The organism is Psychrobacter sp. MES7-P7E (genome assembly GCF_002863645.1).
Taxonomy (GTDB): Bacteria; Pseudomonadota; Gammaproteobacteria; order Pseudomonadales; family Moraxellaceae; genus Psychrobacter.
Genome location: NZ_PJBU01000092.1, coordinates 1 through 22,211, shown reverse-complemented (window position 1 = coordinate 22,211; position 22,211 = coordinate 1). Strand labels below are relative to the sequence as shown.

General features: G+C 42.6%; 18 protein-coding genes, 1 tRNA gene and 1 pseudogene. 5 read left to right on the top strand and 15 right to left on the bottom strand.

What is annotated here, in order from left to right; genetic code table 11:
* Window positions 1–329, top strand: a pseudogene (locus tag CXF62_RS14710) (hypothetical protein); the annotation flags it as partial.
* A 402-nt stretch (window positions 330–731) separates the two neighbouring features.
* Entirely contained in the window at window positions 732–1,709 is a 978-nt protein-coding gene (locus CXF62_RS06955) for a DUF1853 family protein (RefSeq protein ID WP_102093527.1), read from the top strand.
* 81 nt (window positions 1,710–1,790) lie between these two features.
* Here CXF62_RS06955 and CXF62_RS06950 read toward each other — a convergent pair whose 3' ends face one another.
* The 9 genes from CXF62_RS06950 to CXF62_RS06910 all read right to left on the bottom strand — a co-directional run bounded on the left by CXF62_RS06950 (window position 1,791) and on the right by CXF62_RS06910 (window position 11,431).
* Window positions 1,791–2,333 (bottom strand): DUF2726 domain-containing protein, encoded by a 543-nt coding sequence (locus CXF62_RS06950; RefSeq protein WP_057758628.1) that lies wholly within the window; start codon window positions 2,331–2,333, stop codon window positions 1,791–1,793.
* 251 nt (window positions 2,334–2,584) lie between these two features.
* Window positions 2,585–3,802: an SPOR and LysM peptidoglycan-binding domain-containing protein gene (locus CXF62_RS06945; RefSeq protein WP_102093525.1), complete on the bottom strand. Its 1,218-nt coding sequence runs from the start codon at window positions 3,800–3,802 to the stop codon at window positions 2,585–2,587.
* A 258-nt stretch (window positions 3,803–4,060) separates the two neighbouring features.
* The gene (gene folC, locus CXF62_RS06940; protein WP_102093524.1) at window positions 4,061–5,434 is read right to left on the bottom strand and encodes a bifunctional tetrahydrofolate synthase/dihydrofolate synthase; all 1,374 of its coding nucleotides are present in this window, start codon (window positions 5,432–5,434) and stop codon (window positions 4,061–4,063) included.
* A gap of 199 nt (window positions 5,435–5,633) precedes the next feature.
* A complete protein-coding gene (accD, locus tag CXF62_RS06935) occupies window positions 5,634–6,581 on the bottom strand; it encodes an acetyl-CoA carboxylase, carboxyltransferase subunit beta (RefSeq protein WP_185156610.1) in 948 nt (315 codons plus the stop codon).
* 414 nt (window positions 6,582–6,995) lie between these two features.
* Window positions 6,996–7,820, bottom strand: coding sequence for a tryptophan synthase subunit alpha (gene trpA / locus CXF62_RS06930; protein WP_102093522.1), 825 nt, complete (start codon window positions 7,818–7,820; stop codon window positions 6,996–6,998).
* Window positions 7,821–7,829: 9 nt separating this feature from the next.
* Window positions 7,830–8,309: a Panacea domain-containing protein gene (locus CXF62_RS06925; RefSeq protein WP_102093521.1), complete on the bottom strand. Its 480-nt coding sequence runs from the start codon at window positions 8,307–8,309 to the stop codon at window positions 7,830–7,832.
* A 2-nt stretch (window positions 8,310–8,311) separates the two neighbouring features.
* Window positions 8,312–9,295, bottom strand: a complete 984-nt coding sequence (locus CXF62_RS06920) for a hypothetical protein (protein ID WP_102093520.1) — start codon at window positions 9,293–9,295, stop codon at window positions 8,312–8,314.
* Entirely contained in the window at window positions 9,295–10,569 is a 1,275-nt protein-coding gene (gene trpB / locus CXF62_RS06915; protein ID WP_102093518.1) for a tryptophan synthase subunit beta, read from the bottom strand. Before trpB ends, CXF62_RS06920 begins: the two co-directional genes overlap by 1 nt.
* 160 nt (window positions 10,570–10,729) lie before the next feature.
* Window positions 10,730–11,431 carry a phosphoribosylanthranilate isomerase gene (locus CXF62_RS06910; protein ID WP_264757035.1) on the bottom strand — a complete coding sequence of 234 codons (702 nt, stop codon included), beginning with the start codon at window positions 11,429–11,431 and terminating at the stop codon, window positions 10,730–10,732.
* A 171-nt stretch (window positions 11,432–11,602) separates the two neighbouring features.
* Here CXF62_RS06910 and CXF62_RS06905 point away from each other — a divergent pair, with 171 nt between their 5' ends.
* Entirely contained in the window at window positions 11,603–13,279 is a 1,677-nt protein-coding gene (locus tag CXF62_RS06905) for a cryptochrome/photolyase family protein (RefSeq protein ID WP_102093515.1), read from the top strand.
* A 21-nt stretch (window positions 13,280–13,300) separates the two neighbouring features.
* On the opposite strand, the gene CXF62_RS06900 is transcribed toward CXF62_RS06905, so the two are convergent.
* Window positions 13,301–14,041, bottom strand: coding sequence for a DUF4230 domain-containing protein (locus CXF62_RS06900; protein WP_228153186.1), 741 nt, complete (start codon window positions 14,039–14,041; stop codon window positions 13,301–13,303).
* 593 nt (window positions 14,042–14,634) lie between these two features.
* Here CXF62_RS06900 and CXF62_RS06895 point away from each other — a divergent pair.
* Window positions 14,635–16,353, top strand: a complete 1,719-nt coding sequence (locus tag CXF62_RS06895) for a proline--tRNA ligase (RefSeq protein ID WP_102093514.1) — start codon at window positions 14,635–14,637, stop codon at window positions 16,351–16,353.
* 106 nt (window positions 16,354–16,459) lie between these two features.
* Here CXF62_RS06895 and queF read toward each other — a convergent pair whose 3' ends face one another.
* From queF to CXF62_RS06875, 4 genes are all read right to left on the bottom strand, one after another.
* Window positions 16,460–17,347, bottom strand: coding sequence for an NADPH-dependent 7-cyano-7-deazaguanine reductase QueF (gene queF / locus CXF62_RS06890; protein WP_102093512.1), 888 nt, complete (start codon window positions 17,345–17,347; stop codon window positions 16,460–16,462).
* A gap of 68 nt (window positions 17,348–17,415) precedes the next feature.
* On the bottom strand, window positions 17,416–18,189 hold the full coding sequence (locus tag CXF62_RS06885) for an ABC transporter permease (RefSeq protein WP_057762348.1): 774 nt from the start codon (window positions 18,187–18,189) through the stop codon (window positions 17,416–17,418).
* A 29-nt stretch (window positions 18,190–18,218) separates the two neighbouring features.
* Window positions 18,219–19,181, bottom strand: a complete 963-nt coding sequence (locus CXF62_RS06880) for an ABC transporter ATP-binding protein (protein WP_057758608.1) — start codon at window positions 19,179–19,181, stop codon at window positions 18,219–18,221.
* A gap of 317 nt (window positions 19,182–19,498) precedes the next feature.
* Window positions 19,499–20,155, bottom strand: a complete 657-nt coding sequence (locus tag CXF62_RS06875) for a c-type cytochrome (RefSeq protein WP_101204943.1) — start codon at window positions 20,153–20,155, stop codon at window positions 19,499–19,501.
* Between the two features lie 352 nt (window positions 20,156–20,507).
* On the opposite strand from CXF62_RS06875, the gene CXF62_RS06870 reads away from it, so the two are divergent.
* Window positions 20,508–20,584, top strand: a tRNA-Arg gene (locus CXF62_RS06870).
* A 322-nt stretch (window positions 20,585–20,906) separates the two neighbouring features.
* On the opposite strand, the gene CXF62_RS14705 is transcribed toward CXF62_RS06870, so the two are convergent.
* On the bottom strand, window positions 20,907–22,211 hold a 1,305-nt coding region (locus CXF62_RS14705; RefSeq protein WP_185156609.1), incomplete at its 5' end, for an effector-associated domain EAD1-containing protein.

The following is a 22,211-nucleotide window of genomic DNA, read 5'->3' as shown; positions in this document are numbered from 1 at the left end:
TTTTAATTTTGCATAAAGATTTAGAGCGATTAGTAAATCTCATTATTGAGAACAAGCCTGCAGTAGAAAAAACAGAAATATTATTCAAGAAAGAAGGAGTTAGCCCAAAGCTATTAAAAGCAAGGATGATTGCTGATGCACATGCACAATACTTATGGTCAAAAGACCATGATGAAAAAATTAGAATCGGTGAAATGTGTGAGCTTGTGTGGAGCTACTTAATTGATACGGGGCATGGTGAAATGCTTCCAGAGAGAACAGCTACTTTAAAAAGCTGGCTTAGCTCTATACCTCAATATGCTAGTGAAGCAGGCAGACCACAATCATAATTTAAATATATCTCAGCCTAAGTTAATCTATATAGACTTAGGTTGAGGGAATTTTTTTAGGAAGCTCCACCTAATAAACTAGTCACCATAAACCGCAGCAATCAAGTTACGGTAAATTATGGAGCTAGATACATGAAACAGAAAAGTCATATCCCAACTAAGCCAAAACAAAAGCCATCTCAATATCGGCCTAAATGGCAACTCTCTCTACTTAAAATGGTAGTTAGCATCCTATTACCTTACTTACTATCACCGCCTGATATCAGTATTCATATCCATCACATTAATATTATATTTTAGCGCCAACAAACTGAGCACTACCCTAGCGGATACTTGTCATCTATAGACTTTTATAGAGCGAGCCGTTAGGGTAAATGCTACACCTTCACACTGGTTTATGCTATGTCCGATCTTGTCAATCAGCCCATATCTAATCGCCGTATAGATAATGCACCTTGGGAACATTACCGCCGACCCTATGTGCGCGATTTAGCTTATGTACTGGCGTGCCCCAATGTGTTGACACGGTGGCTAGACTTTGCACCGCATCAGAGCACACATACGGTTGCTGTGCATAGCGCGCAATTTTGGCAGACGCAATTTGAGGCGTATGAGCGACGATTAACAGAGCTAGACATCACTGCCGCCTATCAAGAGCTGACTCGCTATTTACTCAAACGCCCTAGCCCCAATCGTCTGGGTTTTCATTTTGAAGGCTTACTGTCATTTTGGTTAGAGGATGGATTTGCGCGCAAGCTGCATCCGTATGAGACACTGGCTAGCAATGTGCAGCTCTATAATGGTAAGCAGACGACTGGTGAGCTTGATTTGATTTTATATAACCATGCAGAACAGCTGGTTGAACATTGGGAGCTAGCCATTAAGTTTTTTATGGGATCAGCACCTTTTGAACCTGTGAACTGGGTCGGGATTAACTCCAATGATAATCTACAGCGCAAAATGACACACATGCAAACCAAGCAGTTTCGAGCGGTGTGGGTAGATACGGAAAATCACGGACAGGTAAAAATCGATAAGCGTTATGGCGTGATCAAAGGGCGATTCTTTTTACCGATTAACACAGCTGATTACGGTGATTATGACTGGCCATATTGGCTAACGCCGAATTTTCCGATACACGAATGGTGCGATAAGAGGGACATGGCAGGTCTTGCAACGATTGACAATACAGCTTTGCGAGCCGCGCATTATATTGAATGGTTCACCAAGCGCGACTTTTATGATGAGCGAAATATTTATGATGGTCGCCAGCAGACGATAGTTTGGTCAGATAACGAACTACCTAAAACAGGTTTATATTTTGAAGGTAATCGACCAATCGTTATTTACCCAAGGCTGTCAGACCAACTCGATGAATAAATTTAGCTAACCTAAAGTTTTAAAGTGAAGCTGCTTAGATAATATTCTGGCCTTAACAATCGGACAGCTTTCACAGAATGCTTAATAACTCTCAATCACCTGCATTAGCTCATATCTAAGCATATCGGCACTCGGCATACGTTCAGCGTGGAAGCGCACCATCGCAATACCTGCACTGGCAAGCGCCTTATCTTTTTTATCATCCGCTTTTTGACGGGCTTTGCTACTATGTGTCCAGTCATCAAGCTCGATAGCGACCAAGGTAGTCTGAGCATCGACATCCACAATCACATAGTCAACGCTCTGACGGCAGATACGATTGAACCAAAAACTACGCTCTGATGTCTCACTACTATTGGCTTCAATGATCCGTGATAACTGCACTTGGACAAATATATGATACTCCGGCAGCGCGTTTTTTAGCTTATTAAAAAATATCACTTCCGTATCGGTCATAATCGGCATCGGCGCAAATGGCCAGATCGCTAGCTCATCACCGCGCACAGGTTTTGGGTCTGGCTCAACGACAGGGCGCTTCGTCAGTAGTGTTGGTAGCAGCTTCGGTAACGTAATCAGCCCCAAAAACCCAACGGCCAATATTAAAAATATAACACCAAACGACATGGTTCTACCTTATACAATATGAGAGTGATGGGCTAATTGTCATTATTGATAGCAATTAATAATGCGCCGACCACGACAAGGCAACCTATATAGGCTGACAGGTTATACAAAAACGGATTATAAAAATGGCGCTCATCTTAACTAAGGCTGCGCCAATCAGCAATCTATAAAACAAAAAACACGACAAATACTGTCGTGTTTTCATATAAAGTAGATAAAAGCCGAATTGAGACCGTTAGAAACGCTCTAGCTTAACGCCAGTAAAGCACCCAAGCGCTAGTCGTATTTACCTTAGGGTCACTATTGATTTTATCTTTTAGTGCCAATGCTGCGACTTTGCCACGTTCAGGCCCAACCACGACACGAACTCCGCGGCTAGTCGCACTTGTCTTAACTTGATAACCTGCTGCTCGGAACTTCTTCGCTAACTCATCGGCTTTGGCTTGGTCATTTGCTAGAGCCACTTGCACCCCAAAGCTACCCTTAGCGTCTGTTTCTTTGACTTCTTTACGCGCTTCACTCAGTTTTTGCTGCGCTTCACGTTTTGCATCGGCAGATTTCTTCGCCAGCGCCTCTTCTTGCTGGCGCTTCTTCTCACGCGCTTGTTCGGCTGCCGCCGCTTCACGCTCTAAGCGTTGTACCTGTTTGCTCGATGGTATGGTGATACTTTGACCCAATTGTAGCGCTGCCGATGGAGATAGGTTGTTGGCTTGAGCCAATACTTCCACAGGCATATTATATTGTCTTGCCAGTTTTATGAGTCCATCACCTTTCTTAATCTGGTATTCAGAAGGCGATTTTGGTGGCTCGTTTTTAGCCGCTTCAGCTGCTTCTCTTTTTCTCTCAGCCGCTGCTTGGGCTTCAGCCTGCTTTTTTGCTTCGGCTAGTTTCTCTGCCTCCGCTTGTTTTTTGCTCTCAGCAAGTTTTTTGGCGGCCGCTTGCTCTTTTATAGCAGCTTGCCTTTGGGCTTCTTGTTGCTCTTGAGCCGCTTTTTGCTTCTCGGCTTCGCTAGACTTTGTAGTATCAGTAGTAGACTGACTCTCAGTACGAGGCTGAACGGTCAGATCTGTAGTAACGTCTTTTGTAACATCTTTTGTAGACTCTGTACTGCTGGTGTCATCAATAGCTGGCGCACTATTATCAACATATTGCTGGCTCTCAGCACGTGCCTTTGCCAACGCTTCTGCTTCAGCAACTTCCTGCTCTGTCAGAAACTCTTTTGCACGTTTTTCTTGCTCTGCAACGCGGGCTGCACGTTCTTTTTGCTTTTGCGCAAGGATACGTTTTTCTGTTTCGATATCAGTTGTGAGCGGCTGCGGAGATTCTTGCTCCGAGCTTAGTTTGTCGACCATCGCTGACATCGGCTCCGGTTGATCGCTATCGCCAATCTGTTGCACCATGGCGTATAGCATCACGCTACCGCCGATAATCATCCCAATGCCCAATAAGGCTTGTCTCGAAAAGTTCATCCGTTTACGTCTCTTAGTTGGTAATAAGGTTGATTGAGCGGCGCAGCGACTATTTCAAAGCAGTATATCAAATCGCTTCAATCATGATCTCTTACCGCCAGTTACTGTCAGTTAATGCCATCAGGGTTCAAAATTTGTGCCGACCGTCTTCTACTAGTCTGGCAAATCATTTTGATTATAAAGCATATTTTTCATGCTGTCTGCTATCAGGCTACGACTAAGATTAACACTAAACATGCCTTACTTTAACTCATATGATCAGTGCTGTAGCGCAGCCAATGCCTCACCAATGGTGTGAAACGAACCGCATACGACGATTAAGTCTTGTGGTTGGCTCGCCTCTATCACTGCATGGGTCGCTGTATGCAGACCATCAAACTCATATATATTGGTGCTATCGACATATTTAACCAAAACAGCTTGCAGCTGCTCAGTAGTCGCGGCACGAGGATAATCAATCTCAGCGATAAACCAGTCACTAATCGGTAAGCCTGCTTGAGTTAAGCGCTGCACAACCTTATCAATGTCTTTATCACCAAGCATAGAAAATAGCATTTTAATCTTTGGCAGGGTGACAGTCGCTGAGCTATTTTGATTATTTTGCTTGGCTACATGCTGCTGCCAAAACGGTAATAGCTGTGCTAGTAAGAACTCAACGCCTTGCTCATTATGCGCCACATCAAATAACCAATGGCGGCTATGGTTCTCACGATAATCAAAACGTCCAGCCAGTTTGACAGTTCGTAACGCTTGCTCAATGGCCTTGATGTCAATATCTAATGGACTTGCTAATACTGCTGATAGTGCATTGGCCGTGTTAGTTAACGATAACGCAGGACGTGGTAACTGCAAGGTAACCGCCGCATTACTGTATTGCCAAGTCGTTGCATCAATATCGCGGTAGCTAAAATCTTGTCCAATCTGATAACAAGTTGCCTGCTGGGTATCGATGGATTGTTGCACGCTAGCTGGCATCTCAGTAGCACCATAAATCAGAGGAATGCCGTTGCGCAAGATACCTGCTTTTTCGCGACCAATATCCTCGACATTATCACCCAACCAGTCAATGTGATCGATACCGATATTGGTAATGACCGCCATGTCAGGGTCAATAATATTGACCACATCTAGGCGTCCACCCAATCCTACTTCTAATACCCATACGTCACAATCTGCCTCAGCGAATATCAATAGCGCTGCTAGTGTGGTCATCTCAAAGAACGACAACGTCAACTCGCACTGTAAGCGTGCTGCCTCTACTTTGCTAAAAGCCTTAATCAGCGTCTGATCGCTGATCATCTCGCCATTGATACGCACACGCTCGTTAAAGGCACTAAGATGTGGCGACTGATATAGTGCCGTCTTATAACCTGCGGCTTTACACATTTCGGCAATGACAGCGGTTGTAGAACCTTTGCCATTGGTACCTGCCACAGTAAATACGTAAGCGTCATCTTTAGCTGACTGCACCACGCCTAACGCTTCTGCAACAGGCAATACACGTGACAATCCCATATCGATCGCCGATACATGAATCTGCTGCATATAATCGAGCCACTCAGTTAGGTTAGCACTTTCATTAGGACTATGGGCATTAGAGCTGCGAAGGTCAGAGGCTAAAAGGTCAGACATGGATAAAACCTATATAAAATTTAATAAGAGATAAAAATATATGTGCTAGCTAAAACCAAAAATAGCACTTACCGTGCAATGACGATAAATGCTATTAGGGGTCTTGCATATGCAGTAGATGTTAGCACGCAGCTAAGTCATTATGCACTCAATAAATGATTCATTATACTGAGTCATTTACCTTATCGAGCATCTCATTTTACTGAGCATCTACATTTGGTACGCGGCATAGTTTTGCAAGCAGACGATAAATCGTATCGATTAGCTGATGACGATGTACCACTTCATCCACTACGCCATGCTCTAATAGGAACTCAGCGCGCTGGAATGGCTCTTCTAGCGTCTCGCGTACAGTCTGCTCGATTACACGCTTGCCCGCAAATCCTATCATTGCTTTTGGCTCTGCTAAATGAATATCACCAAGCATCGCAAGGGATGCGGTCACGCCGCCATAAACAGGATTGGTCAATACCACAATATAAGGAATCCCAGCGATTCTTAGACGCTCAATCGCTGCTGCCGTGCGTGCCATTTGCATCAATGACAGTAGGCCTTCTTGCATACGTGCACCACCAGAGGCAGCAAAGCAAACCAAAGGTACTTTTTGCTCTAGCGCTTTTTCAGCTGCTTGAACGAAACGATCGCCAACGACTGAACCCATTGACCCGCCCATAAAGCGGAAGTCAAAAGCACAGGCGACGATATCAAGGTTACGCAGTTTGCCATACATAGCAACCAGCGCTTCAGACTCACCTGTCTTTTCTTGTGCTTCGCTCATACGTGCAGGATAGGGCTTACTGTCCACAAAGCTCAATGGATCTTTTGCCGTGAACTCTTGACCTGTCTCGCCATCTACTTGGTCAAGCAACCAATTCAAGCGCTCACGAGCACTCATCGGTAAATGATGATCGCAGTGTGGACACACATAACAGTTAAAAATCAGTGCTGTGTTGGTAATCATCGAATGACAATTGCTACACTTAGTTGACGGTTCAGTCTCTACCGCAGACAGTGGCGCAGTCAAATGCTGCTTGATACCTGGGATAGGACGGTTAAACCATGACTGCCTATCCGTATTGCTGTTTGGCGCGGCTTTAGTGGTATTGTTATCGGGTTTTGTTATTGTATCAGTCATATTATTTGCCATCATAAAAGGCTTATTGACAAGTTTGCTCATTCGCTTGTCATTGAGAGTTTAATGGTTGTCTAAACAAAACGTCTAACACAGTCATAACATGAGCAGTCATGCGACATACTGATAAATAAATCTCGTATGTCGGTAATTTGATTATGCGCTTGTTGATAGATAATGTATTTGCCAATCAAAATGACGAATAAACCACTGCTATCAGACACCATATAATAGTGATGTTAGTTTACACTCGTAAACTAATTTTAGCAAAGTCATTTAGTATTGTCTTCACGTAAAGCTTTTAAGTAAAGTCTTAAGGTAAACATTAGCTTCAATTTGATTTTGCCGTTTCAAATAACTATTTCTTCAAATAACTATTTCTTCAAATAACTACTTCTTCAAGTAACAACAATATGAAAGCAATAGCTATTAAGCGCTTAAGCTGTCTAACGCTTCACGTAGCTCATCCATTTTTGCCATGATGTTCTGCTGTGCATTTGCAACTGCAGCGGTATCGTTGGCATCAATATCGGCAAAATTCTGTACCAAGGCACTACCGACGATAACGCCATCCGCATGGGTACCAATCGCTTTTGCAGAAGCTCCATCACGGATACCGAAGCCGACGCATACTGGTAGGTCTGTTTCCGCTTTGATTGCTTGAACTTGAGTTGCAACGTCATCAGTATCTAGCGTGGCTGAACCAGTCACACCTTTTAGTGATACATAATAAATATAGCCCCCACAATGAGTCAATACTTGCTCACGGCGCTCAGGTAAGGTGGTTGGCGATAGCAAGAAAATCTCATTCATCGAATGATCAGTTAAATGCTGCGTAAAGCTACCCGCCTCTGCTGGCGGCAAATCTACCATCAATAAACCATCAACGCCTGACTGCTCGCATAGCGCCACAAAGTTGTCATAGCCAATGATTTCAACAGGATTTAGATAACCCATTAGGATGATTGGTGTCTGCGTATCTGTTTGACGGAACTCTGCGACCATTTTTAGTGCATCACGAGTACTCGTACCTGCTGCCAATGCACGCTCACCAGCCAACGCAACCACAGGGCCATCTGCCATCGGATCAGAGAATGGTAAGCCCACTTCAATCATATCTGCGCCGTGCTTGACCAAGTCATGCAATAGACCGACGGTCGTTGCAGGATTAGGATCGCCTGCCATCACATAAGGGATCAGTGCTTTTTTATTTTGTGATTTCAGGGTTTCAAAAGTGCTTTCAATTCTGGTCATAGGGTTTCTCTAAACATAGTTTGAGTTCAATTTATATTCCTGAGCTAGCTCAATGAGATCTAAATTATCGTATCTTTGGCTAGATGATATTGGATATGTAGAATATACATAATCTATAAAACTGTTGTAATGCATTGTTTTAGTTTTAGATATAACAAAACCGAGTATTTCCTTATCACTCTGACTTATGATTTCTTCAAAAAATATATTTTTATCGTTTATTAATTTAATAATATACTTAGGACTACCATAGAAATTAAAATCCATTTGCACTTCTAAAAAATTGCTTTTATTAACCTCTTCAAGTACATCATTAACATATGGTCCATAATGGTTAAACACCCATATTATATCAGTCATCTGTTTACCATTTAACAAACAACTAAACCAATCAGCTAAATATACAAGTTTAGTTAGTCTTGAGTTTGATAGCTCATTCGTATAGGGATAGTGTTTACAGAGATATACGATAATTAATTCTAATTTCATGACTACTCCTTAGACTGACCTTGCATTGTCGACATGAACTCTTCATCAACATCTCTTGTAGGTTTACTTTCACTGTGTATGAGTTTGCCACTTATTATTCTATCCGAAAGCTGAGTATGGTAATTATTGACTTGCTCAAGAATACCAGCCCTTCTAATATCAACAAATTTCTTACTTTCACTTTCAAATAGTATTACGCCAATATGTTCATCAATGTGTGTCAAAGCGACTCCAACATACTCACAACTCTTCATTGTTAATCTTTCAGTTTGCTTTTGATTATAGTCAAAGTTTTCTAGCTGGTAACGCTCATAATTTGACTTATTACCTTCATAAGAACAACATTTATCATCAAAGTATTCTCCATGCTCCCATGCTTTACTCAAAGCTCCTTTATTTATAGGAAAGGCTCTAGTGTGAATTTCTTTGAATTTTGGGTTTTGAGAATAGCGACCTAGTATCAAGAACTGACCATCTTTTTCAAAATATATCGAAATTCTAGTATAGGTATCAAGCTCTAAATTTTTAAATATACTTTTCAATATAGAAGTAACTAGTTGTTCATGAGTCTCTACTAACTTTAACTTGGTTTCTTGTAGTTTAATACCTGTTCTTTCAGATTCTTCTGCCCCATCTCTTACTTTAACCTTCTCAGCCTCTAATTTTTCCTCGAGATCTGAGATTTTTTCTTCTGACTTTTCCATGTCAAAATGGTTGCCTAATGTTGCTAAAACGAGCAAAACAATACCTATAAATATACCCCACCACCAATTTCCATTAGCAGATACAAACGCACAGCTTATGGAAAGCAATGACGTTGCTAATACATATAAGAAAAGATACAGTGCGCGATCAAGAAGAGAGCCTATTTTTTCAAAAAGACTCTTTTCAGAAGAGCTGAAATAACCAAAATTCTTAAAAAACCTCTTTATATTTGACTCTTTAGATATTGCCACCTTTTTAGGTATTGTCGATTCTTCAGACATTACATCTCAATCCCTTCAGCCTTCATTACTGAATGCAGATCCTTGTCACCGCGTCCTGACATATTAACGATAATCGTCTGATCTGGTGTCATGGTTTTAGCCAGTTTCAATGCATAGGCGACCGCATGAGCAGTTTCAAGCGCAGGGATAATACCTTCTTTGCGCGTTGCCTCATGGAAGCCTTCTAACGCCTCTTTGTCAGTACAACCAACATACTCAACACGCTTCATGTCTTTTAGGAAGCTATGCTCCGGACCGACACCAGGATAATCAAGACCCGCTGAGATAGAATGCGTCTCTTGAATCTGGCCATCATCATCTGCCATTAGGTAAGTACGGTTACCATGTAGCACGCCGATACGACCAGCAGCCAATGGTGCTGAATGACGACCTGACTCGATACCATCACCCGTTGCCTCGACGCCATACATTTTAACTTCAGTATCGTTCAAGAAGTCAAAGAACAAACCAATCGCGTTTGAGCCACCGCCAACACACGCAACCAGTGCATCTGGCATTTTTCCTGTTTTTTCTAGATGCTGAATGCGCGCTTCTTTCCCAATAATCGCTTGGAAATCACGAACCAATAGCGGATAAGGATGCGGGCCTGCCACAGTACCGATAATATAATAGGTGCTATCTACATTGGTCACCCAGTCACGCATGGCTTCATTCATTGCGTCTTTGAGCGTGCGTGAGCCAGAAGTGACGGGCACAACTCTCGCGCCAAGCAAGCGCATACGATAGACGTTCATTTTTTGACGCTCGACATCGTCCGCACCCATATAGACGATACATTCTAGCCCTAAGCGTGCCGCAATGGTTGCCGTCGCGACGCCATGCTGTCCTGCGCCCGTCTCAGCGATGATACGTTTTTTACCACACATTTTGGCAAGCAATGCCTGACCAATGGTGTTGTTTACTTTATGCGCACCTGTATGGTTTAGGTCTTCACGCTTAAAGTAAATTTGCGCACCGCCAATCTCATCGCTCAAACGCTTAGCATGATACAGTGGCGTTGGACGACCGACATAATTGACCAAATCGTTATGATACTCTTCCCAAAATGCTGGATCTGCTTTTACTTTGGTATAAAGCGTTTCTAGCTCTTCTAGAGCAGCCATTAGCGTCTCAGAGACAAAACGCCCCCCATGTACACCAAAATGACCGCGCGCATCAGGATACTGGTTAAAGTCCTGTACGTTTTCAGGATTGGTAAAAGTGTTTACAGACTGTGCGGTAGCAGATAAATCTTTGTTTTCGACATGACTCATGATAATTCCTACTGTAATAAGTGGTATTTTTTGGATAACTTTAGATAAATAGAGAAAAAATAATAAAAGGGATAATAATCTAATAAGATTTAAGCAGAAAAATCGGAATAACGATCAACTAAGCAGATTGTTTATCGCAAATAGCTAGATACAAACCCACTTAGATGGCGCCAGTGACCGTAGCGTTTTGCCATCGATCGCGTTTGACCGCTTTCATAAAGGCACGCATTTTGGCAGCGTCTTTTTTACCTTTATCAACCTCAATACCACCGCTCACATCGACGCCATAAATAGGTAAATCTAATGTCGCGGCAACATTGTCGGCATCGAGCCCACCAGCCAAAACGATCGGCAGTGCACTGTCATGTGGAATGAGACTCCAGTCAAAACGTGCGCCTGTACCGCCATACTTATGCTGATGATAAGCATCCAGTAAAATACTACTGGCACCTGCTTTAGCAAATTGATTAATCTGAGCGCGGACGCTATCGAGGGTGTCTTGCTCTGTATTGATACGCAATGCTTTGATCCAACGTTTATTGACCATACCTGCCAGCTGTTGGCACTGCTCAGGCGTTTCATCACCGTGGAACTGGATAATATCAAAAGAAACGTTGTTTGCTAATTTGATTAGCTCATCTTTAGGCATATTGACCACTAACGCCACCACGCTGACAAAAGCAGGCACAGCAGCGCTCAGGGTTTGCGCTTGCTCTATCGTAACTGCACGTGGACTTGGTGGATAAAACACCAAACCCACTGCATCTGCACCTAACTGTGCCGCAGTCTTTATATCACTAAGCTGAGTAAACCCGCAAAACTTAACGTGCATTTTGTGACCTTGCGTTTCATGGTACTGAATATGACACCGATTATAGCGGCATCAGATAGGTTCAAGCTAAAGATAAATCGTTAGATGTGATGAGGTTTTGTTAACCAAACGGCAAAGCCATTGCATCCAAAAACTTATCCTAGCATACTTTTATCCTTAGTTTTGTTTATGATTGCGATTGATTAATATAGGGATACTTTGATGTCTAAGACTGCACAGACAGCCGCTACTGATACTGATACTGATACTGATACTGATACTGATACTGATACTGATACTGATACTGATACTGATACTGACGACAATGCTACTAGCAAAAATCCACCGCATTACTTGATGTGGTTTCGTCGTGACCTACGTATCCATGACAATACTGCTTTAGCAGCGCTTTGCGAACGTGCCAATGAAGACAACGCCTCAGTGTCTGCCGTATTCTTTTTGACACCTGAGCAGTGGCAAGCGCATGATACCTCCCTTGTACAAGTCGATCATATTGCTCGCACGCTACCTATTCTAGCAGAGGAATTGCAATCGCAATTGAATATCACCTTAACAGTACAACTCTGTCCAAGCTTTGCTGACTGTATAGAAGCGCTCATAACCTTATGCAATGACAATGAAATCAGCTGCGTTATGGCCAATCACGAGTACGAAGGCAATGAGATTGATCGTGATGAGCAGTTAAGCAAACAACTTGCAAAAGACGGTATCGAGTTCGTCCGCTGGCATGACCAATGCATTTTGCCACCAAAAACTATCACTACCAATGATGGCGATAGTATGTATAAGGTTTTTACGCCGTTTTATAAAAAATGGCGACATACATTGGACGTCAGCACCATTCAAATGCATGAAGCACCCGCAGTGGATAGCGATTATAAAATCAAACTACCATCATCGCAAACGTTTGCCAATACAATCGACAAGATCAAATCACTAAGTGAGAAGATGCTCAGTGACTACCAGCAGACATTAGAAAAGAACGAGTCATTGCAGCATATCGATATGATAGCTCAGCTTGACCGCGCAAGAGACGCCTATCCTGCAGGTGAATCTGCCGCTTGCCAGCGTCTAGAGGCATTCGTCGATGATGATATCAATAATTATGATGTGAGCCGTGATGTCCCCCATCTGCATGCAACCAGTCAGCTATCGGCTTATCTCACTATAGGCTCTATCAGCCCTAGGCTATGCTATCTACAGGCAAATGCAGCACAAGAGAAACTACATGGCAATGATGGCGACAATGAAGACATCAATCGCTGGATAAGCGAGCTTGCCTGGCGAGATTTTTATCGTCACGTGCTGGTCGAAAAGCCAAACCTTATTCGTCATAAAGCCTACAAAGAAGAGACGGATACTAAGATTAACTGGTCATATGATACCGATGATTTTGAGGCATGGTGCACAGGTATGACAGGCGTGCCGCTCGTAGATGCTGCGATGCGTTGTTTAAATGCGACGGGGTTTATGCACAATCGCTTGCGTATGGTGACTGCGATGTTTTTGACCAAAGACTTATTGATTGATTGGCGCTTGGGTGAGCGCTACTTTATGCAGCAACTGATAGATGGGGATTTTGCGTCCAATAACGGCGGTTGGCAATGGAGCGCGTCGACAGGTACGGACTCAGCGCCCTACTTCCGTATTATGAACCCCTTTAGCCAAGCCAATACGCACGATTCTAAAGCTCTGTTTATTAAAACTTGGCTACCAGAGTTAAAAGATATTCCTAACAGTATCTTACATAACGAAGATAAGATGCGTAAAGAATTGGCAAAAGGTGGTAAGTTTGCCGATGTCGACTACCCTGCGCCGATGGTCGAGCATAAATCGGCGCGCAAGCTGACTATTGCTGAGTTTAAAAAAGAAGCTTAATTTTAGAAAACAACTAGCAGACTAGCCATTGGTAGTGACTGGCAACTGACATGCACCTGCACCCTGAGTGGTAACCGTCACTACCGCTCCCGTGAGTGCAAATAGCTGCTGCAATTGGGTTTGCGCATTTTTCAGTGCCATATTCATAACACCACCTCGGCAGGCACGCTCAAGCACTTCTTTTTTTGCCATGGTCTGTGCTTGTGCCAATATCTTAGGATCAACTTGCATCATACCAAAAGCCCCTGTCTGCCAATCATAAATCTCAATATCATCTAGATATACTGAAAATATCTCTGTAGGCGGCAAAGTAATATTGATTTGCGGCATAGTAGCAGCTGGTGAGTTAGGGTCAGCTACTTGCTCTTCGTCTGCATTAGCTTGAGCAGGTTGCACCACTTGTACCATCTCAGGTGTCAAAGCACTCAGATCAACGCCTGCCTCTACGCGACCATGAGCGATAAACAATGCTTTTTGCTCATCCTGCCATAGTTTCATCCAGCTCCCGGGTCGCTCGCTCGTAATCACTGTATCGACACTGAATGCGACGGTATGTAAGCGGTTTAACTGCTGAATTTGCGTAACCACGCCTTCGCGAGTAATAGTTTCTATCGGCGCTTCTTCTGGTTTGTTTTGCGCGCTATAAATAGCAAAAACAATCGCTGCTAGACCGATAAGTAATATCACCCACGACATTGTAGCAATAGGACGTTTCGCAGTCTTTTGAGTGGCATTAGCGTTATTCATATCAGGATTATCCATAGAGGCTACCTTTATAATGTTGCATCGTTTGGTAAGGCTAAAAACGTTGTAGAAACGGAACAGATGCTTAGTCTATAAATGCGACTATTGTGCAGTAACTTCAAGTAATGGCTACCATTCCTCTACATAACTTTATGCATAAACCTCTACGCAACCACCTTGATAAACTATCGCCAAAATAAGCAGTGCTTTCGCTATAAAATCATACGAATAGCTCAATTATTTATCCCTTATTGAAGCCTTTGCGTCACGTTCGGTCTGAAAAGACAAAAAGTCATTGCGTCTTAGGCGAACTTTACCTAACATAGTCAGATTGTATGAATAAAATGTCAGTCTCAAAGTATTTATCAGGGTTTTGACCTGAATATATTGCATTTTTGGCATATTGATACATCAAATCAAATTTGCCTCTCTTTTATGAGAGTGGTTTTTACTGATGTGCTTTGTATATAAGCAGATTGGTAACTAGGAAATACCCTAGATTATTGCTAAGTGATAAAGGTAAGCTTGCGGCGGCAATGAAACGATTAGCCATACGCTCAACATCCTACTATTTCTTATTTTTTTATCGTTGATAAGGTTACGCTTTATTTATGAAAGCCAGTCAATTTTTATTTGCCACACTAAAAGAAACCCCAAGTGACGCCGACATCGCCTCAAGCCAATTGATGGTGCGTGCTGGTCTTATCCGCAAGATTGCTTCTGGATTGTATATTTGGTTGCCTATGGGTCTGCGCGTCTTACAAAAGGTCGAACGCATTGTTCGTGAAGAGATGCAAAACGTCGGCGCACAAGAAGTGCTTATGCCGATGACTCAGCCTGCTGAACTTTGGCAGACGACCGGACGTTTTGATGATTATGGTCCTGAGTTATTACGCTTCAAAGACCGTCATGATCGCGACTTTGTACTTGGTCCAACGCATGAAGAAGTCATTACCAATCTAGCACAAGGCGAGCTACGTAGTTATAAACAGCTACCGATTACCTTCTTTCAGATTCAAGGTAAGTTCCGTGATGAGATTCGTCCACGCTTCGGTGTGATGCGCGCCCGTGAATTCACCATGAAAGATGCTTACTCTTTCCATGTGGATCAAGCCTCATTGGCCAAGACCTACCATGATATGTATGACGCTTATACACGCATCTTTACCCGCTTGGGCTTAGATTTCCGTGCGGTACAAGCAGATACAGGCTCTATCGGTGGTTTTGCCTCACACGAGTTCCATGTATTGGCAGATAGCGGCGAAGACGATATTGCGTTTTCGGACTCATCTGACTATGCAGCCAACGTAGAGCTAGCAGAATCTGTCAGCACCGCTGAGCGTCAACCGCCGAAAATGGAGCGTGAAGACGTTCTAACCGAAGGCATGACCAGCTGTAAAATGGTTGCTGAACACTTGGACATCCCGTTAGAAACGACGGTTAAAACCTTAATCGTTCATGGTCATACTGAGAATGATGAGCCACAACTGATTGCTATCGTGTTGCGAGGCGATCATCAGCTCAATACTATCAAAGCGGAGAAAATTGAAGAAGCCAACGTACCATTGACGTTAGCATCTGACGAAGAGCTAAAAGCGGCAGGTCTGCATAAAGGCTATATCGGCGTTAATTTGGATATGCCTGTATTCGTTGATCGTTCAGCAGCTGCGTTATCAGATTTTGTCTGCGGTGCGAACGAAGTGAACAAACATACTATCGGCATGAACTGGGCACGTGATACTCGCATTACTCGCATCGTTGATGTGCGCAATGTACAAGAAGGTGACCCGTCTCCTGATGGTAAAGGCAGCCTAAAAATCAAACGCGGTATCGAAGTCGGTCATATCTTCCAGTTGGGCGATAAGTACTCACAAGCGATGAACTGTACGGTTTCTGGCGAAGATGGCAAACCTGTTACCTTGATGATGGGCTGTTATGGTATTGGCGTTAGCCGTATCATTGCCGCTGCTATCGAGCAGAACAATGATGAAAACGGCATCATGTGGCCAAAAACGCCAACGGTTGATGATTCGATCGCTCCTTTTGAAGTCGCCATCATCCCGATGAAGTCTAAAGAAGAGACGGTCATGCAGACGGCAACCGCCCTGTATGAAGAGTTGAAAGCTCAAGGCATCAATGTACTACTGGACGATCGTAACGAGCGACCAGGCGTTAAGTTTGCTGATCTTGAGTTGATTGGTATACCGCATCGTATTGTCGTCTCTGATCGCAACTTGGCGGAAGACAAGTATGAGTACGTCAATCGTCGTGAAGCCGAAAAGCAAATGCTGAGCCGTGAAGAAGTTATGGCAAAAGTAAGCGGTAAATAGTTTTGTAGTTAAAGACTATATAACAAAAAGCGCCTATTTCATCATGTGAGATAGGCGCTTTTTTATTGGCTTAAAAACTATTTAACATTGTATTTTTAGCGAGAACTTACTGGCGGATTAAACGGCTTGGCTTAGGTAATAGACTGATATCACTGACACGGCATGGATTGATATCGATACCGCCGCGGCGCGTATACCACGCCCGTACCATTAGCTCACTTGGCTGATAGTATTGACTCAAATCAGCAAATATCTGCTCGACACACTGCTCATGGAAGCCATTGTGCTGACGGAAGCTCAATATATAACGCAGCATATTTGCATTATTAAAAGGCTTATCAGTCGTTATCGAAACGGCCAGCGTGCCCCAATCTGGCTGATTGGTCACTGGGCAGTTACTACGCAGTAGATTGGAATAAAAAGTATACGGCTGAGTACCATCACTTACCACGCTTTCACTACTCGCCTCTATTTCTTCTCTAGCACTCAGCAGTGACGCGTCAGGATGTTCAGTTAAAGCAATTTTATCCGTGCTATCTGCCAATGCCTCATCAATACAAACACCATCAGGCTGAGCAATCAATAACGCTGTTTCGTTACCATTTAAATCATCATTTAAACCAAATAACGCTACCTGTACGTCTGCTTGCAAACAAGCTGATAAATCTTTCGCAATCAACGCTTGTACGTCATTCCAACTGGCAAACTCGGTAAAATTGATGCTATTCAAATATAACTTAAGCGATTTTGATTCTACGATAAATGGTGAGCTAGCAGGAATGCTAAAGCGTGCAATCGCTACTTGCGAAATACCTTGCGGATTTAACCAAGATATTTCAAAAGCTTGCCACCAATCGACACCAACGGTTAGTTTATCGTCTTGCCAACCAATCGCATCACGTCCCATGCTACGCGCAATCGGATATAGCGTCTCTGGGCTATATTCAGTTGGATAGTCTGTGGTTTGCTCGCCCAAGATACCGTGAATACTCATCTGTCTTCCTAATATTAAACCGTTTAAAATTTGCTCTAAATAATAATATGCTTAGCGAATAATACGCACTATAAACGTACGCGCGAGCCGTTACTTAGCAAGCGATAAGCGATGGTATAGAATATCGCACAGAACACAAAAATAGCCGCCATCGAATACCAAACGTTGACATCAGAGTAGCCAAGAATACCGTAACGGAATGAGTTGACCATATAGACGATAGGGTTCAGTAGCGAGATATTTTGCCAAAACGGAGATAAATTCTCCATCGAATAAAACACACCGCCAAGATAGGTCAATGGTGTCAATACGAAGCTCGGGATAATAGAGATATCATCAAACGAGCGTGCAAATACCGCATTGATAAAGCCGCCTAACGAAAATAGGATAGACGTGCCAAGTACCGTAAATACAGTGACAAATAAATGCTCGATACCAAGATCGGTAAAGAACAGCGCCACTATCGAGACAATCACACCGATAGCCAATCCACGGAAGATACCACCACTGATATAACCCATCAAAATAGCATGCTTGGATACGGGCGAGACCAAAAGCTCTTCGATACTAGACGTGAACTTGGCACTAAAAAAGCTTGAGACGACGTTAGAGTAACTGTTGGTAATGATCGACATCATGATCAAACCAGGCACGATAAACTGCATGTATGGCACGCCGCCCATCTCACCCACACGCGAGCCAATCATTTTACCAAAGATGACAAAATACAAGCTCATCGTGATAACTGGTGGTAGTAATGTCTGCGGCCAGATACGTAAAATACGGCGCACTTCTTTGAACCAAATAGTACGAAACGCAATCCACTTTTTACTCAATGACATTGTTTTATTATGATCGATTAGTTCCTGACTCATAACCCCGCCTCCTTCATGCTATCTGCACTTTGAATGTTTTTGTCTACCAAGCGCATAAATAACTCTTCTAGTCGGTTGGCTTTATTGCGCATGCTCGCCACACTGATACCTTTCTCAGACAACTGATCAAAGACACCGTTTAGTGACTCACCTTCTGTCAAGGTAACTTCTAACGTTTGCTCATCTGGTTGCGAGACCCCTGTCACTCCTGTCAGAGCCAACTGCTCAGTGAGCGGCGTATCTAAATCAAATACAAATGTCTCTACCGACAGCTGCGCCAGTAGCTCTTTCATTTCTGTATTAATACGAATCTCGCCGTGATCCAAGATCGCAATGCGTTTACACAATTGCTCAGCTTCTTCGAGATAATGAGTCGTCAGAATAATAGTGGTATTTTCTTCAATATTAATCTGCTGCATGAATTCCCACATCGAGCGACGAAGCTCGATATCAACACCCGCCGTTGGCTCATCCAGAATCAATAGCTTTGGTTTATGAATCAAAGCACGGGCAATCATCAAACGGCGTTTCATACCACCAGATAGCTCACGTGATTTACTGTCGCGTTTATCCCATAGTCCCAACGCTGTTAACAGTCTCTTTGCGCGTGGTTTGGCTTCTTTTGCTGGAATGCCAAAATAACCCGCTTGCGTAATCAAGATATCTTCGACTTTTTCGAACATATTAAAGTTAAATTCTTGCGGTACAACACCAAGGTATTGCTTGGCAATCGAAGGGTTCTCTAATAGGTCTGTGCCGAAAATATGAACGCTACCGGTGGTTGGCTTAAACAATGAGCTAATAATACCAATCATGGTAGATTTGCCTGCGCCGTTTGGCCCAAGTAACGCAAAGAAACCACCTTGTGGTACTGTTAAATCAACCCCTTTTAATGCCGAAAACCCATTGTCGTAGGTCTTGGATAGGTTTTTTATGGAGAGTGCTGGTGCATCAGACATGAAGACCTCTTTATTTGTTATCAATTTGTATAAAATGCGATTTTAGAATAATAGGCCGTGTTGAACATTCGACTATCATTATCATATAGGCAAAAGCCGTATAAGAATGTTCAACACACTCTACTCTCTAAAGGTGACAATGTACGGTAATAAACGAACTAATCTCATAAAATGAGGCTACTCATGACGAATTTCAACTGCCTTATATTCGAAGTACCATATTAATAATACTCATCATGAAAAAGCGCCTATCTCATCACTGAAATAGGCGCTTTATAGATATACATCGTAAAAGCTTGGAAGGTAATCAACAAAGATTAGCTTGCTTCTGCGACCATATAATCTACGGCATTTTGAACTTCTTCATCAGGAATATCCGCGCCACCTTTAGCAGGCATCGCATTGAAACCATTGATAGCATGGGTATATAGCGTGTCTTTACCTTTTGCAATACGTGGACCCCAAGCGCCAGCATCACCAAAGATAGGAGAGCCTAGCAAGCCTGCTGTATGACAAGTATGACATACGGCGTTATATACCGCTTTACCGTCACGAGGACCGTCGCCAGCAGCTGGGCCAGATGAGCGTGCCGTTACATCACAAGCTTCACCGTCTTCAAAACAGATATTGGCAACAGGCTGGATACGCGCAATCAGATTAGGGTACAAAGCAATTAGCTTCTGTACTTGCGGCGTATCTTGTGGAATTGGCTCTTCATCAGCGGCAGGCGCTGCAGCGGCAGTTTCTTCGCCTTCTGCTGGAGCGGCTTCGTCAGTGGGTGCAGCACCATCTGTCGTATCTGCAGCAGCTTGGGTATCGTCACCTAGCGTTTCAGGAGCAGCTTCTACGACCTCTTGGCCTTCTGCTACGTCTGATGCAGTTACAGGAGTGTCTACAACATCTTCAGCTTGGCTCACCGCGATACTAGCGATTCCTAGAATGGCAGCTGCCGATAACATAACTACTTTTCTCATTCGTCACGTTCTCTTATTACGTATACAAGGACTAGCACGGCTCGGACATTCTGTCTGTCCTCCTTTGACGACCTCTAAGTCTTCAATAGCAGACAGCCATCCCGCGTGCCAGCGCACTTGCAATCGGTGATTATAAATATGAATTCTCCCCAACATTATAAGGGAAAAGGCAGGTAAATTGCCATGCTTGTTTAATGACTTGGCTGTTTTTTCTTAAAAAACCTCAATCGCGACTGTCATTTATTGGCTTTATGCTTTTTATTTGTTAGACTAAGCGGTCTTTATTTCTAGACACCTTATGCTAATTATCATGCGCATCTAAGCGTGACAGTCAGACATATCGTTATCGTATGCGCTCGTAGCTCAGTTGGATAGAGTATCGGTCTCCGAAGCCGAGGGTCGTGGGTTCGATTCCCGCCGAGCGCACCACTATTTATAGCTTAAGCTTTGTTCAAATTTCGCCTCAGGCATTAGATTGTTTGGGGTTTTTTTGTGTCTGAATTTTAGATCAAGCCCTTTATTCACAATGCCTGGCTATTTTATCTTTCTAAACTCTCATGAAGTCACATTCTCTTTAATCCTGTATTAGCTATAAGTTTGCGTACATACATTCTCTCTCTTAAAAATCAGTGACCAAGTTATCAGTGACCAAACGGTGACCATTTTGTGACCAAGGTTGAGAAACACAGGAACTTCTATCACTCCAACGATAGAAACGATGATTTGATAAAACAACTCATATAACTTTTGCTTAAAAAAAGGTCTTCAGCTCATTTAATTCAGTATTATATGGATACCTTTCTAGCATGATATCAATCAAAGTAAGCACGCCTCCTTCTATGTTACCTTTTTTTGCTTTTTTAATCGCTTTAGTCCATTGTTTGCCAAGGTTTCCATTGGAGTTTAAATCTTTGAGTTTGCCACCTGCTTTCTCCCACAGGAATTCTAATTCTTCTGAACTATATAAGGAACTGGCTTCGTCAACTAATCTACTAATAAGATAATCATCTGGCAATTCATCAAGGTTTATCTTAGATTTAAATGAATAGGCCCACTTTTGTTTTTTTGGTAATAGACTGTAGCAATATTTCAGCGCATTATTAACAACCTTCTTATTTCCATACAATGTATATAAAGCCTTAGTTATTGATATCCATTTACTTGAGTTTATGAACTCTCCTAAATTTTTACCATACTGTCTCCAGTTGTTGTCAGTATATTGACCTAAAATATTAATTACTTCAGATTCATTCACATGAACATTCCATCCTATTAATAAATCCATTACCTTAGGCGCTATCTCTGATTTTAGGAACTTCTCCTTTATATTTTCTTGAATGATTTTATCAGTTACGTTACTGATGCCGTTTTCAACGACATATTTACTTACCGTATTAATCAGTACCTGCGTATCCGATTTACTTAATTTATCCCAAGAAAAACCTTCAGTTAACTGCAACAGTGCTCGCTCAGCAAGATTTTCTTCAAAGCTTTTCTCTGCTAGTATTTCAATCAATCCATATGTTTCATGACCATTAGTAGCACTACGTAAAATACTGTCTATTCCATCGTTGATGATAATTTTGGATGGTATTGATAACTTACTGCGATAGCCCTGTGAAAGCAAATATCTATCAAACTTCTTATCTAGTTCTAGATAGGGTAGTAAATTTTCAACGAGTGTATCTGTATTCTCAATGTTTGTAATTACTCTCGTATCATCGATGACCCTAAAAGTACTTAATAGTTCATTTTCGTTATATAACTCAATCAAGTAATCAAAGCCAACTACCTCAGGATGCTCAAAATCTAAGATTTTATTCAGAGCCATTATAGGTTGATCTAATCTAAATAAGCACCAGGCATATAGTTTTGCCCAGTTTTTTGACCTAGCAAATTCCTTTAGCCTTTCGATATCATTATCATTAGGCTCATTTTCAAGAGTCAATTCTAAGATGCCCTTTTCAATATCTTTTGAGTCTGAAATAACATCACTCGCTATGGCAAACAATTCTTCATCTATAATCAGCTGTTTAGCTTGTTGAAGCCAACTAGG

What these genes read in the sequence shown, in the direction of transcription:
- CXF62_RS06955 (WP_102093527.1), top strand. Translation starts at nt 732, where the DNA reads ATGTCCGATCTTGTCAATCAGCCCATATCTAATCGCCGTATAGATAAT.
- CXF62_RS06950 (WP_057758628.1), bottom strand. Translation starts at nt 2,333, where the DNA reads ATGTCGTTTGGTGTTATATTTTTAATATTGGCCGTTGGGTTTTTGGGG.
- CXF62_RS06945 (WP_102093525.1), bottom strand. Translation starts at nt 3,802, where the DNA reads ATGAACTTTTCGAGACAAGCCTTATTGGGCATTGGGATGATTATCGGC.
- folC (WP_102093524.1), bottom strand. Translation starts at nt 5,434, where the DNA reads ATGTCTGACCTTTTAGCCTCTGACCTTCGCAGCTCTAATGCCCATAGT.
- accD (WP_185156610.1), bottom strand. Translation starts at nt 6,581, where the DNA reads ATGGCAAATAATATGACTGATACAATAACAAAACCCGATAACAATACC.
- trpA (WP_102093522.1), bottom strand. Translation starts at nt 7,820, where the DNA reads ATGACCAGAATTGAAAGCACTTTTGAAACCCTGAAATCACAAAATAAA.
- CXF62_RS06925 (WP_102093521.1), bottom strand. Translation starts at nt 8,309, where the DNA reads ATGAAATTAGAATTAATTATCGTATATCTCTGTAAACACTATCCCTAT.
- CXF62_RS06920 (WP_102093520.1), bottom strand. Translation starts at nt 9,295, where the DNA reads ATGTCTGAAGAATCGACAATACCTAAAAAGGTGGCAATATCTAAAGAG.
- trpB (WP_102093518.1), bottom strand. Translation starts at nt 10,569, where the DNA reads ATGAGTCATGTCGAAAACAAAGATTTATCTGCTACCGCACAGTCTGTA.
- CXF62_RS06905 (WP_102093515.1), top strand. Translation starts at nt 11,603, where the DNA reads ATGTCTAAGACTGCACAGACAGCCGCTACTGATACTGATACTGATACT.
- CXF62_RS06900 (WP_228153186.1), bottom strand. Translation starts at nt 14,041, where the DNA reads ATGGATAATCCTGATATGAATAACGCTAATGCCACTCAAAAGACTGCG.
- CXF62_RS06895 (WP_102093514.1), top strand. Translation starts at nt 14,635, where the DNA reads ATGAAAGCCAGTCAATTTTTATTTGCCACACTAAAAGAAACCCCAAGT.
- queF (WP_102093512.1), bottom strand. Translation starts at nt 17,347, where the DNA reads ATGAGTATTCACGGTATCTTGGGCGAGCAAACCACAGACTATCCAACT.
- CXF62_RS06885 (WP_057762348.1), bottom strand. Translation starts at nt 18,189, where the DNA reads ATGTCATTGAGTAAAAAGTGGATTGCGTTTCGTACTATTTGGTTCAAA.
- CXF62_RS06880 (WP_057758608.1), bottom strand. Translation starts at nt 19,181, where the DNA reads ATGTCTGATGCACCAGCACTCTCCATAAAAAACCTATCCAAGACCTAC.
- CXF62_RS06875 (WP_101204943.1), bottom strand. Translation starts at nt 20,155, where the DNA reads ATGAGAAAAGTAGTTATGTTATCGGCAGCTGCCATTCTAGGAATCGCT.